Annotated in this window: 18 protein-coding genes; 11 read left to right on the top strand and 7 right to left on the bottom strand. The window is 65.3% G+C overall.

The genetic code is table 11. The features are described from left to right. Positions 1-183: 183 nt before the first annotated feature. Positions 184-741 (bottom strand): pyridoxal 5'-phosphate synthase glutaminase subunit PdxT, encoded by a 558-nt coding sequence (gene pdxT, locus KF733_12665; GenBank protein QYK55847.1) that lies wholly within the window; start codon positions 739-741, stop codon positions 184-186. Between the two features lie 58 nt (positions 742-799). On the opposite strand from pdxT, the gene KF733_12660 reads away from it, so the two are divergent. Together KF733_12660 and KF733_12655 are read left to right on the top strand one after the other, a co-directional pair. Continuing rightward, the gene (locus KF733_12660) at positions 800-1,801 is read left to right on the top strand and encodes an arginase (GenBank protein ID QYK55846.1); all 1,002 of its coding nucleotides are present in this window, start codon (positions 800-802) and stop codon (positions 1,799-1,801) included. Continuing rightward, positions 1,798-2,763: a KpsF/GutQ family sugar-phosphate isomerase gene (locus KF733_12655; GenBank protein QYK55845.1), complete on the top strand. Its 966-nt coding sequence runs from the start codon at positions 1,798-1,800 to the stop codon at positions 2,761-2,763. Before KF733_12660 ends, KF733_12655 begins: the two co-directional genes overlap by 4 nt. Positions 2,764-2,787: 24 nt before the next feature. On the opposite strand, the gene rpmA is transcribed toward KF733_12655, so the two are convergent. The 3 genes from rpmA to KF733_12640 all read right to left on the bottom strand — a co-directional run bounded on the left by rpmA (position 2,788) and on the right by KF733_12640 (position 5,345). Beyond that, complete coding sequence (gene rpmA / locus KF733_12650) at positions 2,788-3,048, bottom strand: 50S ribosomal protein L27 (GenBank protein QYK55844.1); 261 nt, start codon at positions 3,046-3,048, stop codon at positions 2,788-2,790. Beyond that, entirely contained in the window at positions 3,048-3,365 is a 318-nt protein-coding gene (rplU, locus tag KF733_12645; protein ID QYK55843.1) for a 50S ribosomal protein L21, read from the bottom strand. Before rplU ends, rpmA begins: the two co-directional genes overlap by 1 nt. A gap of 90 nt (positions 3,366-3,455) precedes the next feature. Further along, complete coding sequence (locus KF733_12640) at positions 3,456-5,345, bottom strand: diguanylate cyclase (GenBank protein ID QYK55842.1); 1,890 nt, start codon at positions 5,343-5,345, stop codon at positions 3,456-3,458. Positions 5,346-5,604: 259 nt separating this feature from the next. Here KF733_12640 and KF733_12635 point away from each other — a divergent pair, with 259 nt between their 5' ends. From KF733_12635 to KF733_12610, 6 genes are all read left to right on the top strand, one after another. After that, the gene (locus KF733_12635) at positions 5,605-7,305 is read left to right on the top strand and encodes a hypothetical protein (GenBank protein QYK55841.1); all 1,701 of its coding nucleotides are present in this window, start codon (positions 5,605-5,607) and stop codon (positions 7,303-7,305) included. Positions 7,306-7,604: 299 nt separating this feature from the next. Further along, positions 7,605-7,976 (top strand): 30S ribosomal protein S18, encoded by a 372-nt coding sequence (rpsR, locus tag KF733_12630; GenBank protein QYK57172.1) that lies wholly within the window; start codon positions 7,605-7,607, stop codon positions 7,974-7,976. A 156-nt stretch (positions 7,977-8,132) separates the two neighbouring features. Then, positions 8,133-8,366, top strand: coding sequence for an AbrB/MazE/SpoVT family DNA-binding domain-containing protein (locus tag KF733_12625; GenBank protein ID QYK55840.1), 234 nt, complete (start codon positions 8,133-8,135; stop codon positions 8,364-8,366). After that, entirely contained in the window at positions 8,363-9,727 is a 1,365-nt protein-coding gene (locus KF733_12620; protein QYK55839.1) for a TolC family protein, read from the top strand. The genes KF733_12625 and KF733_12620 overlap by 4 nt, the downstream gene beginning before the upstream one ends. Beyond that, positions 9,724-11,199, top strand: a complete 1,476-nt coding sequence (locus KF733_12615; protein QYK55838.1) for an efflux RND transporter periplasmic adaptor subunit — start codon at positions 9,724-9,726, stop codon at positions 11,197-11,199. Before KF733_12620 ends, KF733_12615 begins: the two co-directional genes overlap by 4 nt. Before the next feature lie 3 nt (positions 11,200-11,202). Further along, positions 11,203-14,613, top strand: a complete 3,411-nt coding sequence (locus KF733_12610; protein QYK55837.1) for an efflux RND transporter permease subunit — start codon at positions 11,203-11,205, stop codon at positions 14,611-14,613. A gap of 58 nt (positions 14,614-14,671) precedes the next feature. Here KF733_12610 and KF733_12605 read toward each other — a convergent pair whose 3' ends face one another. Continuing rightward, positions 14,672-15,307, bottom strand: coding sequence for a PEP-CTERM sorting domain-containing protein (locus KF733_12605; protein ID QYK55836.1), 636 nt, complete (start codon positions 15,305-15,307; stop codon positions 14,672-14,674). Between the two features lie 109 nt (positions 15,308-15,416). Beyond that, complete coding sequence (locus KF733_12600) at positions 15,417-15,743, bottom strand: hypothetical protein (protein QYK55835.1); 327 nt, start codon at positions 15,741-15,743, stop codon at positions 15,417-15,419. A gap of 37 nt (positions 15,744-15,780) precedes the next feature. Between KF733_12600 and mtnA the strand changes: the two genes are divergently transcribed. Beyond that, positions 15,781-16,743 (top strand): S-methyl-5-thioribose-1-phosphate isomerase, encoded by a 963-nt coding sequence (gene mtnA / locus KF733_12595; GenBank protein ID QYK55834.1) that lies wholly within the window; start codon positions 15,781-15,783, stop codon positions 16,741-16,743. Between the two features lie 13 nt (positions 16,744-16,756). Here mtnA and maf read toward each other — a convergent pair whose 3' ends face one another. Continuing rightward, positions 16,757-17,341, bottom strand: coding sequence for a septum formation protein Maf (maf, locus tag KF733_12590; GenBank protein ID QYK55833.1), 585 nt, complete (start codon positions 17,339-17,341; stop codon positions 16,757-16,759). A 59-nt stretch (positions 17,342-17,400) separates the two neighbouring features. Between maf and KF733_12585 the strand changes: the two genes are divergently transcribed. Next, positions 17,401-18,102 carry a CoA transferase subunit A gene (locus KF733_12585; protein ID QYK55832.1) on the top strand — a complete coding sequence of 234 codons (702 nt, stop codon included), beginning with the start codon at positions 17,401-17,403 and terminating at the stop codon, positions 18,100-18,102. Between the two features lie 55 nt (positions 18,103-18,157). Further along, positions 18,158-18,838, top strand: coding sequence for a hypothetical protein (locus KF733_12580; GenBank protein QYK55831.1), 681 nt, complete (start codon positions 18,158-18,160; stop codon positions 18,836-18,838). Positions 18,839-18,885: the final 47 nt, after the last annotated feature.

Raw genomic sequence — 18,885 nt, 5'->3', positions numbered from 1 at the left:
AGGCCGGAACATGCGCGCTCGTGGAGAAGTCAAAGGCACCAAAGGCTTTCTCCTCCCCCGAACCAGCCCCGTCTCTCTAAGCCCTCGAGAGCGGGGCCTCTTTCTTTTTATCCGTGGCCTCCGTGCCCGTTAAGCGTCGGTGGTACACGTCTTCGACTCGGTCGGCCGTAAGGATGTTCGGTTCTACAGGTCCAAGAACCATTTGTGAAACCGATTATCTTCGGTCAGCTCGGGGTGGAACGAGGTGCCGACGAGGTTGCCCTGTCGCACGGCCACGATATGCCCATCGTAGCGAGCCAGGGGTTCGACGCCCTCCCCGCACCGGGTGACGATTGGCGCGCGTATGAAAACGGCCGTGAGCGGGGTCTCCATTCCCTTGATCTCGACGCTGTCTTCGAAGCTATGGACCTGGGCGCCGAAGGCGTTGCGCCGCACGGTGACGTCGAGCAGGCCCAGCGTGTGCTGCGCGCGGCCCTCGACCTCCCGGGCCATGAGGATCATGCCCATGCACGTGCCCCAGATCGGCATGCCCTGGGCAGCCCGCTCCTGAATCGCCGCGCCGAGGCCGTACCGGCTGAGCAGTAAGCCCACCGTGGTGCTCTCCCCGCCGGGGATGACCAGTCGCTCGACCCGCGCCAGGTCCTCCTCGGTCCGGACCTCGACGGCGGGCGTTCCGGTCAGTCTTTGCAACACGGCGCCGTGGCGACTGAAGTCTCCCTGCACAGCCAAGACACCGACCACGGGCCAGAAGTTTAGGTGCCGCCCTCGCGGGGAGGCGGGACTTGGATAGACTTTTGCCGTGATCGAGATTGTCGGCGTCCCGTTTGACCTCTGCGGGAAGCACCATGGCAGCCGGCTTGGCCCCTTGGCGATGCTGATCGAGGGGTTGGTGCCGGGGCTGGAGCGCCTCGGTCACCGAGTCACGGTGGGGGACGTCCTGGCTGTCGCAGGTCGCACCCCCGCCAATTTCCAGGACCAAACGGCGCAAGCGATGCGGGCCTATGAGGCGACGAAGGCGCGAGTCTCGGCCTTGATCGGTTCAGAGACGCTGCCGGTCGTGCTGGGAGGAGACCACAGCCTTTCAATCGGCTCGATCGCGGGGGCGCTCGACGTGTTCCGCGAGGGGCTGGCCGTGCTTTGGATCGACGCGCACATGGATTTGAACACGCCGGACACCACGCCGAGCGGGCGTCTCCACGGCATGCCGCTCGGCGCCCTCAGCCATCTCAGCCCGGTGGACGCGCTCATTGACGAAGACCCCCGGGGGAAGCCTTGGCTCCAGCCGCTGTTCGAGCTCTGGCCGCAAGTCCTGGAGCTGGTCGGGGAAACGAGGCTCGCCGGCAACCGGATGGGCTGGGTCGGTCTCCGGGACGTGGACCCGGGCGAGGTCCGCAACCTTCGCCGTCTTGAGGATGCGTTCGTCCGCACGATGCAGGACGTGGACTCTGACGGCATCTTGGGGGTGATGCAGGCGGTAGACCGTTGGCTCCGGGAAACGGAGGCCAAGTCCCTTTGGATCAGCTTCGACGTCGACGTCTTCGACCCGGACATCGCGCCCGGGACGGGGACGGCCGTGCGCGGCGGCCTCACCTACCGAGAGGGCCACTTGGTGGCGGAGACGCTCTGCGCGTACTTGAACGACCCGTTCTGCCCGTATTCGTTGGCCGGGGTCGACGTGGTGGAGGTGAACCCGCTGCGGGACACCCACAACGAGACCGCGCGTGTCGCGAACGAGTGGCTGTTCTCCCTCTTTGGCAAGACGATCTTGCACCCGGTCGATCCCGGGCGGACGGAGCTTTGAGCGCCCACGTCGCCTCCGGCGCAAGGGTCTTGCGCATCGAATCGGCCGCGCTCGGGGCTTTGGCGGACCGGCTCGGCGAGGACTTCGACCAGATCGTCGGGACGATCTTGCTCTGCAAGGGGAGGATCGTGTGCTGTGGGCTGGGCAAGTCCGGCCACATTGCGGCGAAGGCGGCCGCGACGTTCGCCTCCACGGGCACGCCGGCCCTCTTCCTTCATGCGGCCGAGGCCCTGCACGGCGACCTCGGCATGGTGAGGGCGGAAGACGCCATGCTCGCCTATAGCTACAGCGGCGAGACGGACGAGATCGTTCGCGTGGTCCAGGCGGCGCGGTCGCAAGGCGCGACGGTGATCGCCGTCACCGGCCGCGAGGCGAGCAGTGCCGCCCGTTCTGCGGACTACGCATTGGACGTCCGCATCGACGAAGAGGCGTGTCCGAACAAGCTTGCGCCCACGACCTCGACCACAGCCATGCTGGCCGTTTCCGACGCGCTGGCGGTGGCGGTGATGGAGGCTCGAGGGTTCGGCCCCGCCGACTTCGCCCGCTTCCACCCTTCCGGCGCGCTTGGGCGGCGGTTGACGCTGCGCGTCCGGGACGTCATGCGAACCGGTGACGACCTCCCTCTGGCCACCCCTGCCACCCCGGTGGTCGACCTCATGGGGATGATCACCCGGGCGGGCGCGGGCGGAGCGTGCGTGGTGGATGGGGGCCGCTTAACGGGGTTTGTGTCGGACGGTGACCTTCGCCGTCACTTCCTGAACTCGGCCGAACCCTTGAAGGGGACGGCGGGGGAGATCATGACAAAGAACCCGGCGACGATTCCGGCCGACCTGCTCTTGGTCGAGGCGGTGGAGTTCTTCCAGAACTTGCCGAAGAAGATCGGCGAGCTGCCCGTTCTGGAAGGCGAGGGCGTGGTCGGGTTGCTGATGCTAAAAGACATCGTCCGCTCAGGCGTTCTTTAGCCCGAGCGGACGATGTCTGAGAAGTCAGTTGGCCTGGTGGGCGTAGACCGCGATGCGGCGTCGGTTCTTCGGGCCCTCGAACTTGACTTCGCCGTGGATCATGGCGAAGAGCGTGTGGTCGTTGCCGATGCCGACCCCGGGGCCGGGATAAAACTTGGTGCCGCGCTGGCGGACCAGGATCGAGCCGGCTTTGACGACCTCGCCGCCGTAGCGCTTTACGCCGAGCCGTTGCGAGTTCGAGTCGCGACCGTTCTTCGTTGAGCCTTGCCCTTTCTTATGTGCCATTACTTACCTCCGATGACCTCGACGATCTTCAGGTGGGTCTGCGGCTGGCGATGGCCCCACCGCTTCCGAATGTTCTTCTTCGGCTTGTAGTTGTACGCATCGATCTTCTTGGCCTTGCCCTGGCGCACGATCTGCGCCCGGACCTTGGCTCCTTTCACGAAGGGGCTGCCGACGGTGACGTTGTCGCCGTCCACGACCATGACCACCTCGTCGAGCACGATGTCCGTACCCGGCTCGCCCTCGATCTTCTCAACGATCAGGGCCTCGTCCTTGGCGGCCTTGAACTGCTTGCCACCCGTTTTCACGATCGCGTACATTTGATTCACCGAAAAACGCCCACTGGAAAACCCAGTCGAGCGGGCCACAGAGTATAGCACCGCTTTCGCCCGGAGCGCCCCGGTCCCGCCCTATGCCGCAGCTTCCACACGCCCTACGATCGCCACGACTTCGGGGTCGAAGCGGCCCGGATCGGTGCGAAGGCTCCGTCCGTGCTCGAGGAAGATGGCGAGGAGGACGGAGAGGATGCGGCTGAGCAAGGGGATCCGCGGGCCGGAAGTCCCTTTCGGGCCTTGGCCGTCGTACCTCTCGTTCAGCTCAGAGAGGCACGGGCCGATGGGCCGGAGCTCCGATCCGCTTTCGATCTGTCCGATGGTGTCCATGTCCCTGCGCTCATTGGCCCGGTTATAAACCTGTACGAGCAGGATCGCAGCATGCAGCATCTCGACCTGTGCGTCGTTCAGGCCCATTTCCGGCGCGATCTGGCTCAGGTAGGGACGTGCTTTGCGGAGGAGCGCTTCGCACGATTCGTACATGTCGCCAGGGATGGCGGCTCGCGCGGCCTTCAGCATGTTGCCGCCTTGGGCTCGGTCACGGGTGTAAAGGCCTTGGAAGAGGACGCTCTTGTTGCGGCCGGACCGCTTGGCCTCAAAGAGGGCGGTGTCGGCCGCCTTCAGGATCGAGGCGGAGTCGCGGGCATTGGCAGGAAAGACGGCGCAGCCCATGGAGGCGGTGACGTGCCGGACGCGGCCGCTCGCGGTGACGTACTCGAGGGCTTCGATGTTCTTGCGGATCCGCTCGGCAATGGCGAGGGTGGTCTCCTGGGAGGCCCCCGGCATCACGATCGTGAACTCTTCTCCCCCATAGCGCGCAGCCAGGTCGTAAGGACGGACGGCGCCTTTCAGCACATCGGTCACCATCTTCAGCACCATGTCCCCAGCGTCGTGCCCTTCCTCCTCGTTAAAACTGCGGAAGTGGTCGACGTCCAGCATGATGAGCCCGATCTTGGTGTTCGACCGCTGGGCTTCGGTGATGCGCCTGTGGAGGAAGTCCTGGAGAGTTCGGTGGTTCGCGATCCCCGTCAGGGGGTCATAGGCGGCGAGCCGCTCGACGTTCTCGAACATGATCGCCGAGTTCAGGGCCAGGGCCAAGTGCTCGGAGATCGAGAAAAAGTGTTCGGCAGCCTCGAGGAACTCGTAATCGTGTTCCCGCGAGATCAATTCCAGCAGCCCGAGCAACCGGTTGTTGATGACCAGCGGGTAGACCATGACCCCGCCCGGCTTCAGGTAGCAGAACTTGCCTTCGAGCTCGGAGGTGATCGGGTTGTCCTGCACTCGCCGGATGATCAGCGGTTCCTGGCGGACGGCGGCGAGTTCGGCGGCGCAGCTGACCCCGGACTCGGTGTTCAAATTGTGTAGGGCGCTCGTTCCGGCGCGGTTTGCACCGACACTGGCCATTAGCTCCATGGGGCCGTTCTCATTGGACCGCACCCACAGCAGGACTGCCGCCATCTCGCCCGCCGAGTTGATCGCATGGACGGCGGCGACGGCCAGAGGCTGCAGCGTCTGGTTCATGGTGAGGGCCTTGCCGATACGCTTGAGGGCGTCGGCGCGGCGCTCGTTGGTGGAAGCGACTTGGCGGGCGATGCCCTCGTCCTTCGCGTCCGTCACCAGCATCAACGCCCCCGGCGGCGAGAACGCGGGATAGGGGGCGGCGTAGAACCGAAAGCTGTCCAAGTGGAGCGTGCCCGCTTCGCCGGCCAACGCCAGGGAGACCAGGTTCGCCAGGGGCGTGTCAAGGATCGACTCCACATTCTGAAGGTGCCGGACCTTGGAGGCCAGTCCCCAAACTTGGCTCGTTTGTCCCGAATGGTCGATGACGGCCAGGCCAACCTGGTCGGGATCGAAATAGGTCAAAAGTCCGGGCTCGCTCAGGTCGAGGTGAAGCTTTTTCCCGTCGCTGGTGGGGACCGGGAAAAGGAACCCCTTTGTCGCTTCCTCAGGATGCGCGACCGCCTTCACTCCGAGGAGCGCAAGGGCTTCTAAGAGTGACTGATAAGAGTTCTCCGACGACAAGAGTACTCTGATCTTCGGTACCCGGGGGGCACGAATACACCCTGCGACGCAGAATCTTCCGGCGATTCCCGACGTCATACGGGAGGTGCGGCGTTTCTGGCCTTTGGTCGCTGGTAGTTTTGCTTTTTCCTTGGTCGGGGGCTGCGGCGGCGGGGGCTCTGGCCTTGACCTTGGCCGCACGCGGGTCCTAGGGGACACCTGCCCCGTGGGAAGCCCCGTCGCGAACGTGAGCTATTCCACTGTCTGGGGCGCATCGGCTCCGGCCACGGCTTCGCAGGTCGTGCAGATCGTGGACGCGGCAGGCGGCGTCGTCCGGACCGACAGCTTCGACAGGGCAGGTAAGTCGAGCAGTTCGCTCAACATCCTTGCCGTTTCCCCAGGGGTTTACGAGCTCAGGGCCACGAACTACGCCCGCGCGGGGGCCCAGGGCGCCAAGCTCGGCACGGCTTCGGTCGTGGTCGACCTCTGCGGCACCGGCCGGGCCAGCCAGACCGCGGTCCAGACCACCTCGGCCGATCCTCCCACCCGCGTGGCGGTGCAGCCAAAGAGCGCGACTTTGCGCGAGCAGACGACCAAGCGGTTTGTCGCCACGGCGGTCGGGAGTTCCGGAGTGCCTTGCTTCACCCCGTCCCTCTCGTGGACCGTCCTCGGCGGGGTCGGGACGATCGACGGGGCCGGCCTCTTCACCGGCACCACGGCCGGGGCGGGATCGATCCGGGCCACGGTGGGCGATGGAGTCTCCGCGACCGCGTCCGTGACGGTGCAACCGTTCGTCATCAAGCAGGGCAAGTGGACGGTCTTGGTCTATATGAACGCGGCCAACGACCTCTACCCCTATAGTGACCTCAACATGAACCAGATGGAGCAGGTCGCGGTGAACGACGACGTGCGCTTCGTCGTGCAATGGAAGCAGAGCCGGTCCGCTTTCCCCGGCTCGACCTTCGACGGTGTCCGCCGGTACCTCGTCCGGCCCGGTCTCGACCCGAACCTGATCGAGAGCGAGCTTGTCCAGGACAAGCTGGTGGACGTCCAGGGCGACAACCTAGACATGGGTCAGGCCCAGACCTTGAACGACTTCATCGCCTGGGGCAAGCAGTTCTATCCGGCCGACCGCTACGTGCTCGTGGTCTGGAACCACGGCAACGGCTGGCAGCGGCGGCCCGAGCGCGACCGGACCCGCGCCTTCAGCTATGACGACCAGTACGGCACCTCGATCCAGATTTGGCAGATGGGTCAGGCGCTGGCCGGCCAACACTTCGACGTCATTGCCTGGGACGCGAGCCTGATGCAGATGGCCGAGGTCGCCTATGAAGCCCGGGGCCACGCCGACTTTATCGTCGGGAGCGAGGAAAGCCCGCCCGCCGAAGGCTATCCGTACCACCTGGTGTTCGCGCCTTTCGTGGACAACCCCAGCGCCCCGGCCCGCACGCTGACCAAAGGGTTTGTGGACGGCATGGTGACGGACCCCCGCTATCTCGGTCGGAAGATCACGCAGAGCGTGCTTGAGACGAGCAAGCTCCCCGCCGTGGCAAGCGCGGTGGATTCGCTGGCGGAGGCCCTGATCTTGAACCGGGCCGCCGTCGCCGCAGCCGTCACGACCAGCCGGCAACAGAGCCAATCGTACAGCCCGACCTCCTTGCGGACTTACCGCGACCTCGTGGACGTTTGCCAGCGCCTGAAGGCGGCGGGCGTCCCGAGCGACGTCGGCCAGGCGGCGACGGCGGTGGAAAGCGCCGTGAAGGGGGCGGTGGTCTGGGAAGGGCACAACAGCCAGTCCAGCCACAGCAACGGGCTCGCCATCGACTTCTCCCGGGCCGCGGACTTTGTCGGGCTTCGTTCCGAGTACATCCGGTTGAAGTTCGCGCAGGACACACGCTGGGACGAGTGGCTCGCCGTCGCCCCGTAACCTAAAAGGGGGGCCGGCCCGAAGGCCGGCCTGTGGCTGGAGGGGTGCGTATGGGACTGGATGGGCGATCCAGCTTTTAGGAAGCCCGAAGGCCTCCAAGCAAGGTCTTCCGTCATTGCGGGCGGGTCTGCCCGGCCTAAGCACGGGCCTGGCGGGAAACAAGATATTGGACGCGGTTAAAGTTGCCTGGCGGATTCGCCCTAGGCTCAAAACCCAGGCGCGGTGCTATACTTTTCGCCCGCCAGGCGCCTGGGGCGCCCGAGAGACCAATGAGCGAAGAAAGCACGAGACCGATGGGCATGGATCCGCTGGCTGAGAAGGCCGCGGTGGACGACGGGCGTTCTGAAGGCCGAGCCAAGCGCAAGGGACGCCGGAAAGTCAGCTACCTCACCGTCAATAAAATTGAGAACGTCGACTACAAGGACGTGGCGATCCTTCGCCGCTTCCTCACCGACCGGGGCAAGATCCTTCCAAGCCGCCAGACCGGAAACACCGCGAAGCAGCAGAGGATGATCACCCGCGCGATCAAGCGGGCCCGGGAGATGGCCCTCCTGCCGTTCGTGGTGACGGACATCTCAGACGAGCCGCGCCCCGCCCGCTCCCGGAACTACGAGCGAGGGCCGCGACGCGAGGAAGCAGAGTCGACCCAACAGTCGAACAGCGAAGAATAAAGGCAGAAAGCCGGGCTAGAGGCCCGGCTTTTCTTTTGGTCCGAAACTTTGTCCGTGAACGTCCGTAACTCGGAAAGTGCCCAGGGCCCATCTCGAAGGCCATCATGAAAGTATGATCGGGTCGATTCGTATGAAAAGTACGAACGGACCGCTCAGATGGACCTTGAGAAGTGCTTTTACGGGGCGACTACAGTTGGCGAGCGTGGCCAGATCGTGATTCCGGCCGAGGCCCGCGCCGATCTCGGAATCAAGGCCGGCGACAAGCTGATCGTAATGCGGGATCCCGTGGTGAAGGGACTCATGGTTGCAAAGATCGAGGCCTTCCAGGCCCTCTTGGAAGAGATGACTAGAAAGCTCGAGGTCGCCCAGCAGCTCGAGGTGGAGCAATGATCGCCCTCGTCCCCTTCTTCCTCCTTTGGCAGGTGTCGCTGCCCCAGGAAGGCGGCCCCGTCTTGACCTTGAACGACGCCCTATCCCTTGCGGAGCAGAGTTCCTTCGCGCTCCAGATCGCCCAGTCGCGGATCGATAGGGCGGGAGACCAAGTCCGTGCGGCGCGGGGCGCGCTCGGCCCTGCCGTCTCGCTTTCGGCCGCCTATTCCCGGTTCGAAGGCTCTGTTTCATCTGGCGGCGGATTCTCGAACTCGGGCTCGAGCGTGAGCCTCGATCCCCAGGGGCGTGCCCAGGCGGCTGCGACGCCCTCCGTCCCCAACGACTCGAAGACCGCCTCGGTCTCGCTCCGACAAGCGTTCGACCTTTCGGGCGGCACCCGCAAGCAGGTGGAGGCGCTCCGCTTTTCGCGCCAGGCTGAGATCGCGAACTATTCGGCCGATCGCAACACGCTTTACGACCAGGTCCGGCGCGCCTACTTCCAAATCCTGCAGGCCGAGGCGCTTACCCGCGTCCAGCAGGAGGCGCTGACGGCCGCACAGGAGCGGCAGGAAAAAGCCGAGGTTCGCGAGCGGGAGGGCGCGATCCCGAACTTCGACGTCCTGCGCTTCCGCAACGAAGTCCGCAAGACGGAGCAGGCGCTCTTCCAAGCCCAGGGGAACGTGGTCACGGCCAAGCAGGCTCTCAACAACCTTCTGGCCCGGCCGGTGGACACGCCTTTCCAGACCCAGCCCATCGACGACTTGCCCGAGGTCCCGGAGGATCCCGAGGGCCTGGTCCGCGCGGCGATCCAAGCGCGGCCCGAATTGGAGGCCGCCCAGTTCCGCATCCGCAGCCTGGACCGCCTGGCCTCGGCGACTCAGGCGAGCCTGCAGCCGGACCTCGCCCTCAGCGCCACCCACACGCGGGTCTTCGACCCTGCCGCCGGCCAGGACGACAACGGAACGATCGGGACCCTGGCGTTCTCGTGGCCCGTGTTCGATTCGGGCATCACGCGCGGCCGGGTCGACGCGGCCCGGGAAGACGAGCGCCAGGCCCGCATCGGGCTGGAGCAGCAGGCCCTCGGGGTCGCGCTGGAGACCCTCGGCGCCCACACCCGGTTCCTGACCGCAGAACGGACTTACACCGTGGCCCTGGACAGCGAGCGGCTCGCGCGCGAAGCGTTGCGGCTCGCCCAGCTGCGCTATGACGAGGGCGCGGGCATCCTGCTCGACGTCATCCAGGCGCAGGCCGACCTGACCGCCGCCCAAGGCAACGTCCAGCAAGCGAAGTACAACGTGCTGGCCGAATACTCGGCCCTCTTGCGCGCTCTCGGGCGCGACGCCCTTCCAAACCAAAAGGAACAGCAACCGGACAGTCCATGAGGAACCTCTCGCTCGTTTTTCTGGCCCTGCTCGCCGCAGCGGGCTGTGTCGACCGCGCCGCCCAAGAGCAGGCAAAGCAGACAGAAGCCCTTGTCAAAGACCCCACCGTCCCGGTGACGGTCGCCGCGGTCCGCATCGAGGACCTGCGCGAGACGATCGAAGTGGCAGGCTCGATCGCCACGAGCGACGAGGCGGACGTCGGGCCGGCTGTGCCGGGGCGGCTGGTCTCCGTGCTCGTCCGAGAAGGGGAGCAGGTGACGGCGGGCCAAACCATCGCGACCCAGGAGACGACAAGCCTCAACGCGCAGCTTCGGCAGGTCCTTGCCCAGGCCTCGGCCGCGCGCAGCGCCTTGAACCAAGCGCGGGTGGAAGCGAACCGTTCGCCGCAACGGACCTCCGCTGCCGTGCGGGCGGCCGAGGCGCGGCTGGCCCAGGCTCAGTCCCAGTTCGAAAAGGCGCGGAACGGCGCCCGGACACAGGAGCGCGAGCAAGCCGAATGGGCCGTGCGGCGCGCCAAGTCCGACCTCGACACGGCCAAGGCGGCGCTCGACCGCGCCCAACGGCTCTTCCGCGAGGGCGCGATTGCCGAGGTCGAAGTCGAGCAGGCTCAGAACGCCTATGCCAACGCGCTCGCCGCTTATGAAGCCTCGCTTCAGAGCCAGAGCCTTGTGCAAAATGCGACGCGCCCTGAAGACCTGGCGTCCGCGCAACAGGAAGTCCGCGCGGCCGAGGAGAACGTGCGGCTCGCGAAGGCGGACCGGTCTGGCGACGAGATCGCCCGGCAACAGGTCCAGTCCGCACAGGCGAACCTTCGCGCCGCCGAGGAAGCCGTCCAGATCGCCCGGAAGGCATTGAGCGACGCCACGATCCGGTCGCCCTTCAGCGGCCGTGTCCAGGGTCGTCCGGTCCAGCCGGGCACCTACGTCGCACCGGGTTCGGTGGTGGCGAAGATCGTCGGTGCGGCGGGGTCTTACTTCGATGCGAACGTGCCCGAGACGCGGATCCGCTCGGTGAGCGTCGGCATGCCCGTGGACGTGCGGCTGGACGCTCTGCCGGACACCGTCTTGCGCGGTTCGGTCCGCGCCGTCTCGCCCTCGGCGACAGGGCCGGGCCGCCTCGTGAGCGTCCGTATCGGGATCGACGAGCGCATGGACGCGGTGAAGCCGGGCATGTTCGCCAAGGGTGTCATCCAAACCGGCGTGCGGACGGGCGCCCTCACGGTGCCTTCGGAAGCGATCATCCGGGACGGTGAGACCGCTTACGTCTTCGTGGTGGTCGACGGCAAAGCCAAGCGCAAGAAGGTCCAGCTCGGCATCGAGCAGGGCAATCGGATTGAGATCAGCGGCCTTTCCACTGGCGACCAGGTCATGACGCGAGGGCAGACCCAAGTCGCCGAGGACACCCCCGTTCGCATCGAACAGCCGGCTTCTGGCACGACCCAGGCGCGCCAAGCGCAACCCCAAGGAGAGTAAAGGTTGGGCTTAACCCGCATCGCCATCACAAGGCCCGTGTTCATCTTCATGTGCATGTGCCTGGTGCTACTTTTCGGCATCATCGCTTACCGCAGCATGCGGGTCGAGTTGAACCCGGACGTGAGCTTCGGCCTCGTCACGATCACGACCGTTTATCCTGGCGCGAGCCCGGACGAAGTGAACACGCTGGTGACGCGCCCGATCGAAGAGGTCGTCTCCGGCGTCGCGAACCTGCAAGAGGTGACGAGCACCTCGCAGGAGGGCGTTTCTTCTGTCGCCGTCCGGTTTGAGATCGGCGCGGATCAGGAAGCGGCCCTGAACGAGGTCCGCTCAAAGGTCGACTCCGTGGTCGGCGAGCTCCCCCGCGAGATCGAAAAGCCGATCGTCGACAAGTTCGACACGAGCGCCGACCCAGTGCTCACCATGATCTTGCGGAGCAAGACGCTCAGCAACCGCCAGCTCCGCGACCTCGCGGAGAACAAGCTGAAGGACCAGTTCGCCCGGGTCAAGGGCGTCGCAAACGTGAGCGTCGGCGGCGGCGAGGTCCGTGAGATCCAGGTGCGCCTGCGGCCGGACAAGCTCGAGGCCTATCGGCTCGGCATCATCGACGTCCGCAACGCGGTCCAGAACGCGGCCCTGAACGTGCCGAGCGGCCGCATCGTCGCGGGCGACGAGGAGTACACGGTCCGCATGCTGGGCGAGTTCAAGACGCCCGACCAGATCGGCGAGATGTGGGTCAGCCTCAGCGACCGCAGCCAGCAGAACGCGCCTGTGACGGCGGTGAAGCTGCGAGATATCGCGACCATCGTCGACACGAACGTCGAAAGGCGCTCCTTTAGCCGGCTGAACGGCTCCGACTCCGTCTCGATGGTGGTCCAGAAGGCGAAGGCGGGCAACGCGGTCGAGATCAGCAGTGCGATCCGCACCGGCGATCCCAGCCTCATCGAGAGGCTGGAGCAAGATTACGGCATCGAGTTCGTGGTGACGACGGACGCCGCCAAGCAGATCAGCGAGTCGCTTTTCGACGTGCAGTTCGCCATCGGCTTCGGCGTTTTGCTGGTCATGGCGGTGATCTTCGTCTTCCTGCACAACCTTCGCGGGATGTTGATCGTGGCCGTCTCGATCCCCCTTTGCATCTTTGCGACCCTGGTCGCGCTCTGGGCGTTCGGCTTCACCATCAACAACCTTTCAATGCTCGCCATCTCGCTCGCGGTGGGCGTCATGGTCGACGACTCCATCGTCGTCATCGAGAACATTTATCGGCACTTGACCATGGGCGAAGAGCCGGTCGAAGCGTCCATCAACGGTCGTTCGGAGATCGGCCTCGCGGCGATCGCGATCACCCTTGCCGACGTCGTCGTCTTTCTGCCGATCGGCTTCATGGGCGGCATCGTGGGCCAGTTCTACCGCCCGCTCGGCATTGGCTATGCAGTGGCGGTCATGCTGTCGCTGCTCGTTTCGTTCACGGTCACGCCGATGCTGGCGAGCCGGTGGTACCGCAAGGGCGAGGACTGGGAGCATCCGCAGGGCCGCTTCGCCCGGTGGTTCGAGCGGAACTGGCACCGCTTCTCGGTCGCCTATCGAAACACGCTCGCCTGGTGCCTGGACCACCGCTGGTTCGTGTTCAACCTCGGGTTCACGGCGCTCTTCTCGCTCTTCATTTTCATCGGCGGCAGCTTCGCCCCCAGCGCACAGGCCGCGGCCATGGGCCAAGTCCGCATGATCGTGGTCACGACCGTCATCGGCCTGGTCGCCATGATCGTGACGCTTCTGGCGCAGCGCCGGTTTATGCCCCAGCTCTTGCTTGCGGGCGCTCTCTATGGCCTGGCGTTTCCGGCGGCGGCGGTGGCCGGCTTCGCCTATGGAAGTTGGAAAGGCGAGTCCGTGTTCAAGTTCGCGTTCTTGCCCCCGAGCGACGCGGCGCAGGTCCTCGTCAACGTCGACTTGCCGACGGGCTCCAGTCTCGCGGCGACTTCGGCGGTCGTGAAAGACATCGAGGAGATCGTGATGAAGCACCCCCAGGTGCACTATGTCGTCTCGAGCCTGGGTTCGCGTTCGGCCGGCTTCGGCGCATCCTCCTCGGGCACGAACTTTGCCCTCTTGACGGTCACGCTCTACGATAAAGCGGCGCTGCTCGACCGGCTCCCTTGGTCGAAGCACGACGAGAAACTCCGGTATGTCTCGGACCAGAGCGTCGCCGGCGACTTGCTGCAACAGATCGGCAAGGTTCCGGGAGCCCGCGTCACCGTGACCGCAGGAAGCGGATTCGGTTTTGGCGCCGCGATCCAGATGTCCTTCCGGTCGGACGACCGCGAGCGCCTCCTGGCCACCGCGGAGAAAGTCCGCGAGTTGCTCGCCGCAGGTGCGATCAAGGGCGTGGTCTCGCCCGACCTTTCTTCCAAGGCGGGCAAGCCCGAGCTTCGCGTGGTTCCGGACCGCGCTCGCATGGCCTATGCCGACGTCTCCGCGGCCGAGGTTGGCGGGGCGTTGCGCGTGATGTACGAGGGCGACGATACGACCAAGTTCCGGACCGGCGGCCAGGAATACGACATCCGCGTGATGATGGACCGGCTCGACCGCGACGATCCCGAAACCTTGGCGAAAATTCCGATCGCCTTCCGGCGCAACGATCCCGTCTACCTTACGGAAGTCGCCTCGATCGAGCGGGGGCGCGGCTTGGACAAGATCGACCGCCGTGACCGCCAGGAGGAGATCTTGCTTTCCGCGGACCTTCTCCCCGGCTATGCGGCTGGGACGGTCCAAGGCGAGATCGACAACTGGATGAAGAAGGAGAACTTATTGCCGGAGCAGGTGACTTATCGGCCGCTCGGCCAGGCGGACGCCCAGGCGCGGGAGGTGGGCTACCTCTTCGGGGCGCTCGGCCTCGGCCTCATCCTGGTCTACATGGTCCTTGCCTCGCTCTACGACAACCTGCTCTATCCCTTCATCATCCAGCTTGCGCAGCCCCAGGCGATGGTGGGGGCGATCTTGGCGCTCGTTCTCACGGACAAGGCGTTCAACATCATCGGCTTCATCGGGATCATCGCCCTCGTCGGCCTCGTGGGCAAGAATGCGATCCTGCTCGTGGACTATGCGAACACGTTGCGGGCCCGGGGCTTTGAGCGGCGGGAAGCGCTCCTGGAATCCGGGCAGACGCGCCTGAGGCCGATCTGGATGACGACCTTGGCTCTGGTCGTCGGCATGCTGCCCATCGCCTTGGCGATTGGACGCGGGTCTGAGTTCCGCGAGACGATCGGCATCACGATCATCGGCGGCACGATCCTCTCGACCATCCTCAGCTTGCTCATCATTCCGTGCTCGTACACGATTTTCGACGACCTCGCCGACACACTCGGCCGGGTGTTGAAGCGGCGTCGACCCTTGCCGACGCTTGACGAGCCGCTCGTGCCATAAAAAGAGAAAGAGCCCGGGAGGACATCCCGGGCTCGTTCCTGTCTTAACGTTGCCGAGCTTACTTGCTGCGGCGGCGAGCGACGAGAGCGGCGAGGCCCGCACCCAGGGCGACCATGGTGGCCGGCTCGGGGACGACCTGGTAGTTGATCGTGCCGTTCCAGACGCGCGGGGTAAAGAGGCCCGAGCCCGGATCGAACGGCGCGACCGTCGTCGACGCGGCCGAGCCGAGGGTCAGGGCCAAGTCGGCGTTGCTATAGTTCTGGTTCGAGCCGTTGCCGTTTGAGTAGACCGGGGAAGCGCCGGTATAGCGGATCGCGATGCCGGTGAGGCCGGGCCCGAGGACGAAGTCGCTGACGTCAACTGGGCTCTGGAGGCCACCGAGGTTGCTTCCATTGCCATTGCTGATGCCGGTTCCGGAAGACACGAGGCTCCACCCCGCGCCGCCGTTTCGCTCGTTACCGTTATAGGTGCCGACCCGGGTGTAGACGTCGACTCGGAAGGAGGCGCCCGCCTCGAGCGTGTTGACGACCAAGTCGGTGACGAGGAGCCCGTTGGCGTTGGTCACATTTGCGTCGAAATAGTTGGTCCAGAGCGAAGCACCGTTGTTGCCGCCGGCGAACGTGGTGGTGATAGAGCCAGCCATTGCGAAAGAGGCACCAAGGCTGGTCAACGCGATAATCGCAAACTTGTTCATAAAGTTCTCCCAACGGGGCCATGACTCCCCGCGACTCTATTATAGACACTTTCACCTTGCTTGCAATAATTTTCTATCACACAGTGACAGGTGTTGTTGCTAGATTTTTCTACGAGGGGTCGAGACTGGCCAAGAATCTCGGTAGCGCCCGGCTGAGCTCACCGTTCGTGGCAAGGCGGTGGCACCCGGCGGCCATCGCCGCTTCCCTCAGGGCGGCCTCTTTATGTCCGCACCGGCCGATGACGGTGGCGCCGGGGTGGCGCTGCACGATCTTTGCCACGTCGAGCTCGGGACTGCCGAGGTTGACGATGACGACGTCGGCCCCGCCCTCTTCCTCGCCGGTCGGGTCGACGGAAGCATCGTAACCCAAGGAGGCCACACAGCGGCGAAGGCGGTCGCTCCAGAGCAGGTTGTCGTCGACGATGAGGACTCGCATCCCAAGCAACTTACTCCCAACCGGTACGATGCTCGAGATGGCCCTGCGACCTTTGGAATGGGCGGGCGACCACATGCGCCTGCTGGACCAACGCCAAATCCCCATGCGCCAAGCGTGGCTGGAGCTTCGCTCCTGGCAAGAAGTCCACGACGCCATCCGGGACATGGCGGTGAGGGGCGCGCCGGCGATCGGGGTTGCGGCGGCCTATGGCGTCGCCTTGGCGGCGATGCAGGGTGACTTGGAGGCCGCCTATCCTGGACTGGCGTCCTCACGGCCGACCGCCGTGAACCTGTTTTGGGCGGTTGAACGGATGGCCCGGGTCTCTCCCCAGTCTCCCGAGGCCCTGCTGAACGAGGCCAAAGCGATCGAACGAGAAGACTTGGAGATGAACTTGGCGATAGGCCGGCATGGCGCCGCCCTCGTGCCGAACGGGGCCCGAATCTTGACCATCTGCAACACAGGCGCCCTCGCGACGGCCGGCCACGGGACGGCCCTTGGCATCGTGCGCACCGCGCACAGCGAGGGCAAGGTCGCGCACGTCTACGCCTGCGAGACACGGCCCCGGCAACAGGGCTTACGCCTGACCGCCTTCGAACTTGCCTACGAGACCATTCCTTTCAGTTGCCTGGCGGACTCGGCGGCGGCGAGCCTGATGCAGGGAGGGAAAGTCGACCTGGTGGTCGCGGGGGCAGACCGTATCGCCGCGAACGGCGACACCGCGAACAAGATCGGCACCTATATGCTAGCCGTCCTCGCCCGGCACCACGGGATCCCCTTCTTTATCGCCGCGCCATGCTCCACCATCGACCCGGCGACTCCGGACGGGGCAGGGATCCCTATCGAAGAGCGCGACCCGCGCGAACTCACCGAGATCGAGGGCGTGAGCTTGGGCCCGGCCGGGTGCGAGGTCTTCAATCCCGCTTTCGACGTCACTCCGGGCGGGCTCGTCACGGCGATCGTGACGGAGTCCGGCGTCCATCGACCTCCGTACCGCTTCTAGAAGGGGGTTGCTCCTAGCGGAGCGACCGCAGGGCTTCCTCCAAGCGTTCCATCGGCAGGCCGATCACGTTCGAGACGCTTCCTTCGACCTGCTGCACGAACGGCCGTGCGCCGCCCTGAAAGCCGTAGGCGCCGGCCTTATCGAGAGGTTCCCCCGTCGCGACGTAGGCGGCGATCTCGTCGGCCGACATCGCCCGAAACGTGACCTTGGTGGTCTCGGTGAAGGCGGAGAGGCCGCCGGGCCAGGCGAGGCACACGCCGGTCACGACGAGATGGGTCTTGGCGGAGAGGTGGCCCAGCATGCGCCGGGCGTCGGCTTCGTCGGTCGGCTTTGCGAGCTGCTCGTAAGTGTCGATCCCCGTCGGCAGGGCGACCACGGTGTCCCCCCCGATGACGAGCGCTTCCGGGTGCCGGCTCTGCACGGCCAAGGCCTTCTCCCGCGCGAGACGCTGGGCCGTGATCCAGGGGTCGGGGTCGGTCATCGCATCCTCGTCGATGTCGGCCGGGTCGACCGTGAAGCTCTCGACGAGCTCCCGGAGCAGATCCGAGCGGCGAGGCGACGCGCTCGCGAGCACGACCGGCCACAGAAGTCCACGCACGACGACGATTGTGCCCTTCGAGGTGCGTGTGACGCCGGACTTTCAGTAGACTAAGCGCTATGACCAAGGTTTATCCCGACGCGCGCCAGGCCCTTGAGGGGTTGGTCTTCGACGGCATGACGGTCCTCTCCGGCGGGTTTGGCCTGTGCGGCATCCCCGAGCATCTGATCGCCGCGTTGCGCGATACGGGCGTGAAGGACATCACCGTCGTCAGCAACAATTGCGGCGTGGACGACTTTGGACTTGGGCTGCTTTTGCAGACGCGCCAGATCAAGAAGATGCTGAGCAGCTATGTCGGCGAGAACGCCGAGTTCGAGCGGCAGTTCTTGAACGGTGAGTTGGAGCTGGAGTTCAACCCACAGGGAACGCTGGCCGAACGGCTGAGGGCCGGCGGTGCCGGAATCCCCGCATTCTTCACCAAGACCGGCTTCGGAACGATGGTGGCGGAAGGCAAGGAGACGCGGCAGTTCGAGGGCGAGGACTACGTCATGGAGAAGGCGATCCGGGGCGACCTCTCGATCGTGAAGGCCTGGAAGGGCGACCGGTGGGGGAACCTGGTCTATCGCAAGACGGCCCGCAACTTCAACCCGATGGTGGCGGCAGCGGGGAAGGTCTGTGTGGCGGAGGTCGAGGAACTTGTCGAGGTCGGTGCCCTCGACCCGGACCAGATCCACACCCCCAGCATTTTTGTGGATCGGATCGTCGTGGGCGACAAGTTCGAAAAGCGGATCGAACGGCTGACCACGCGGCCAAAAGAATAAGGAACCGGTTTCTTTCTCGGGTTGCCAGACCGTAGGTTGTCCGAGCATTCTCGGTGTGACCACACTTCTGATGGCTACCGCCGTGCTCTCGGGCCTGGGCCACACGGACAAAGCGAAGACCTACGACTTTCGCCTCCGCCCCACGCCCGGCCAGATCACCACCTATGCGATCTCGACCGAGATGACGCCGATCGGGGCTGAGGGCAAGGCTGGTTTCGCCGCGACGGTCCGGTCCAAGTTCCTTGGCAAGAAGGGCCAGGAACTGAAGTGGCACCACACCACGACCGTGCGGTCGGCCCAGGGCACCGGCGTCTTCCAAGGCTTCGCCGACAACATCAAGGCTGTCGACGGCTTTAACTTCATCGCCGTCACGAACGACCTTGGCGCGGTCCTGCGCTACGAGAAGAACGAGGCCCTCTCCGCCAATTCCGAGACCCCAAACCTCGTTTTCCCAGGCAGGCCGATCCCGGTCGGCGGTCGCTGGAAGATCGACATTTCGGTCGGTGGAAAGAAGATCGGCGTCACCTATACGCTCAAGGCCATCGAGAACCGCAACGGCCGCGAGCTGGGTCGGGTCGAGGGCCAGTACGATCCGGGCCAAGGCGTGACCGCACTGGAACCGACGACCATCTGGTTCGACACCAGGACGGGGGAGACCGAGGCTGGCAAGGGCAGCGTCACGTACGGTGAGAACGGCCGCGGCGTGAAGCTCTCCTTCACAGTCAAGCGGATTTAGCGCCTGGGCGCGCCGCCCCGCCTCCCTACGGACGGGATACACTGGCG

Source organism: Fimbriimonadaceae bacterium, from assembly GCA_019454125.1.
GTDB lineage: Bacteria > Armatimonadota > Fimbriimonadia > Fimbriimonadales > Fimbriimonadaceae > JALHNM01.
This window is presented reverse-complemented; position numbering and strand designations above follow the sequence as displayed.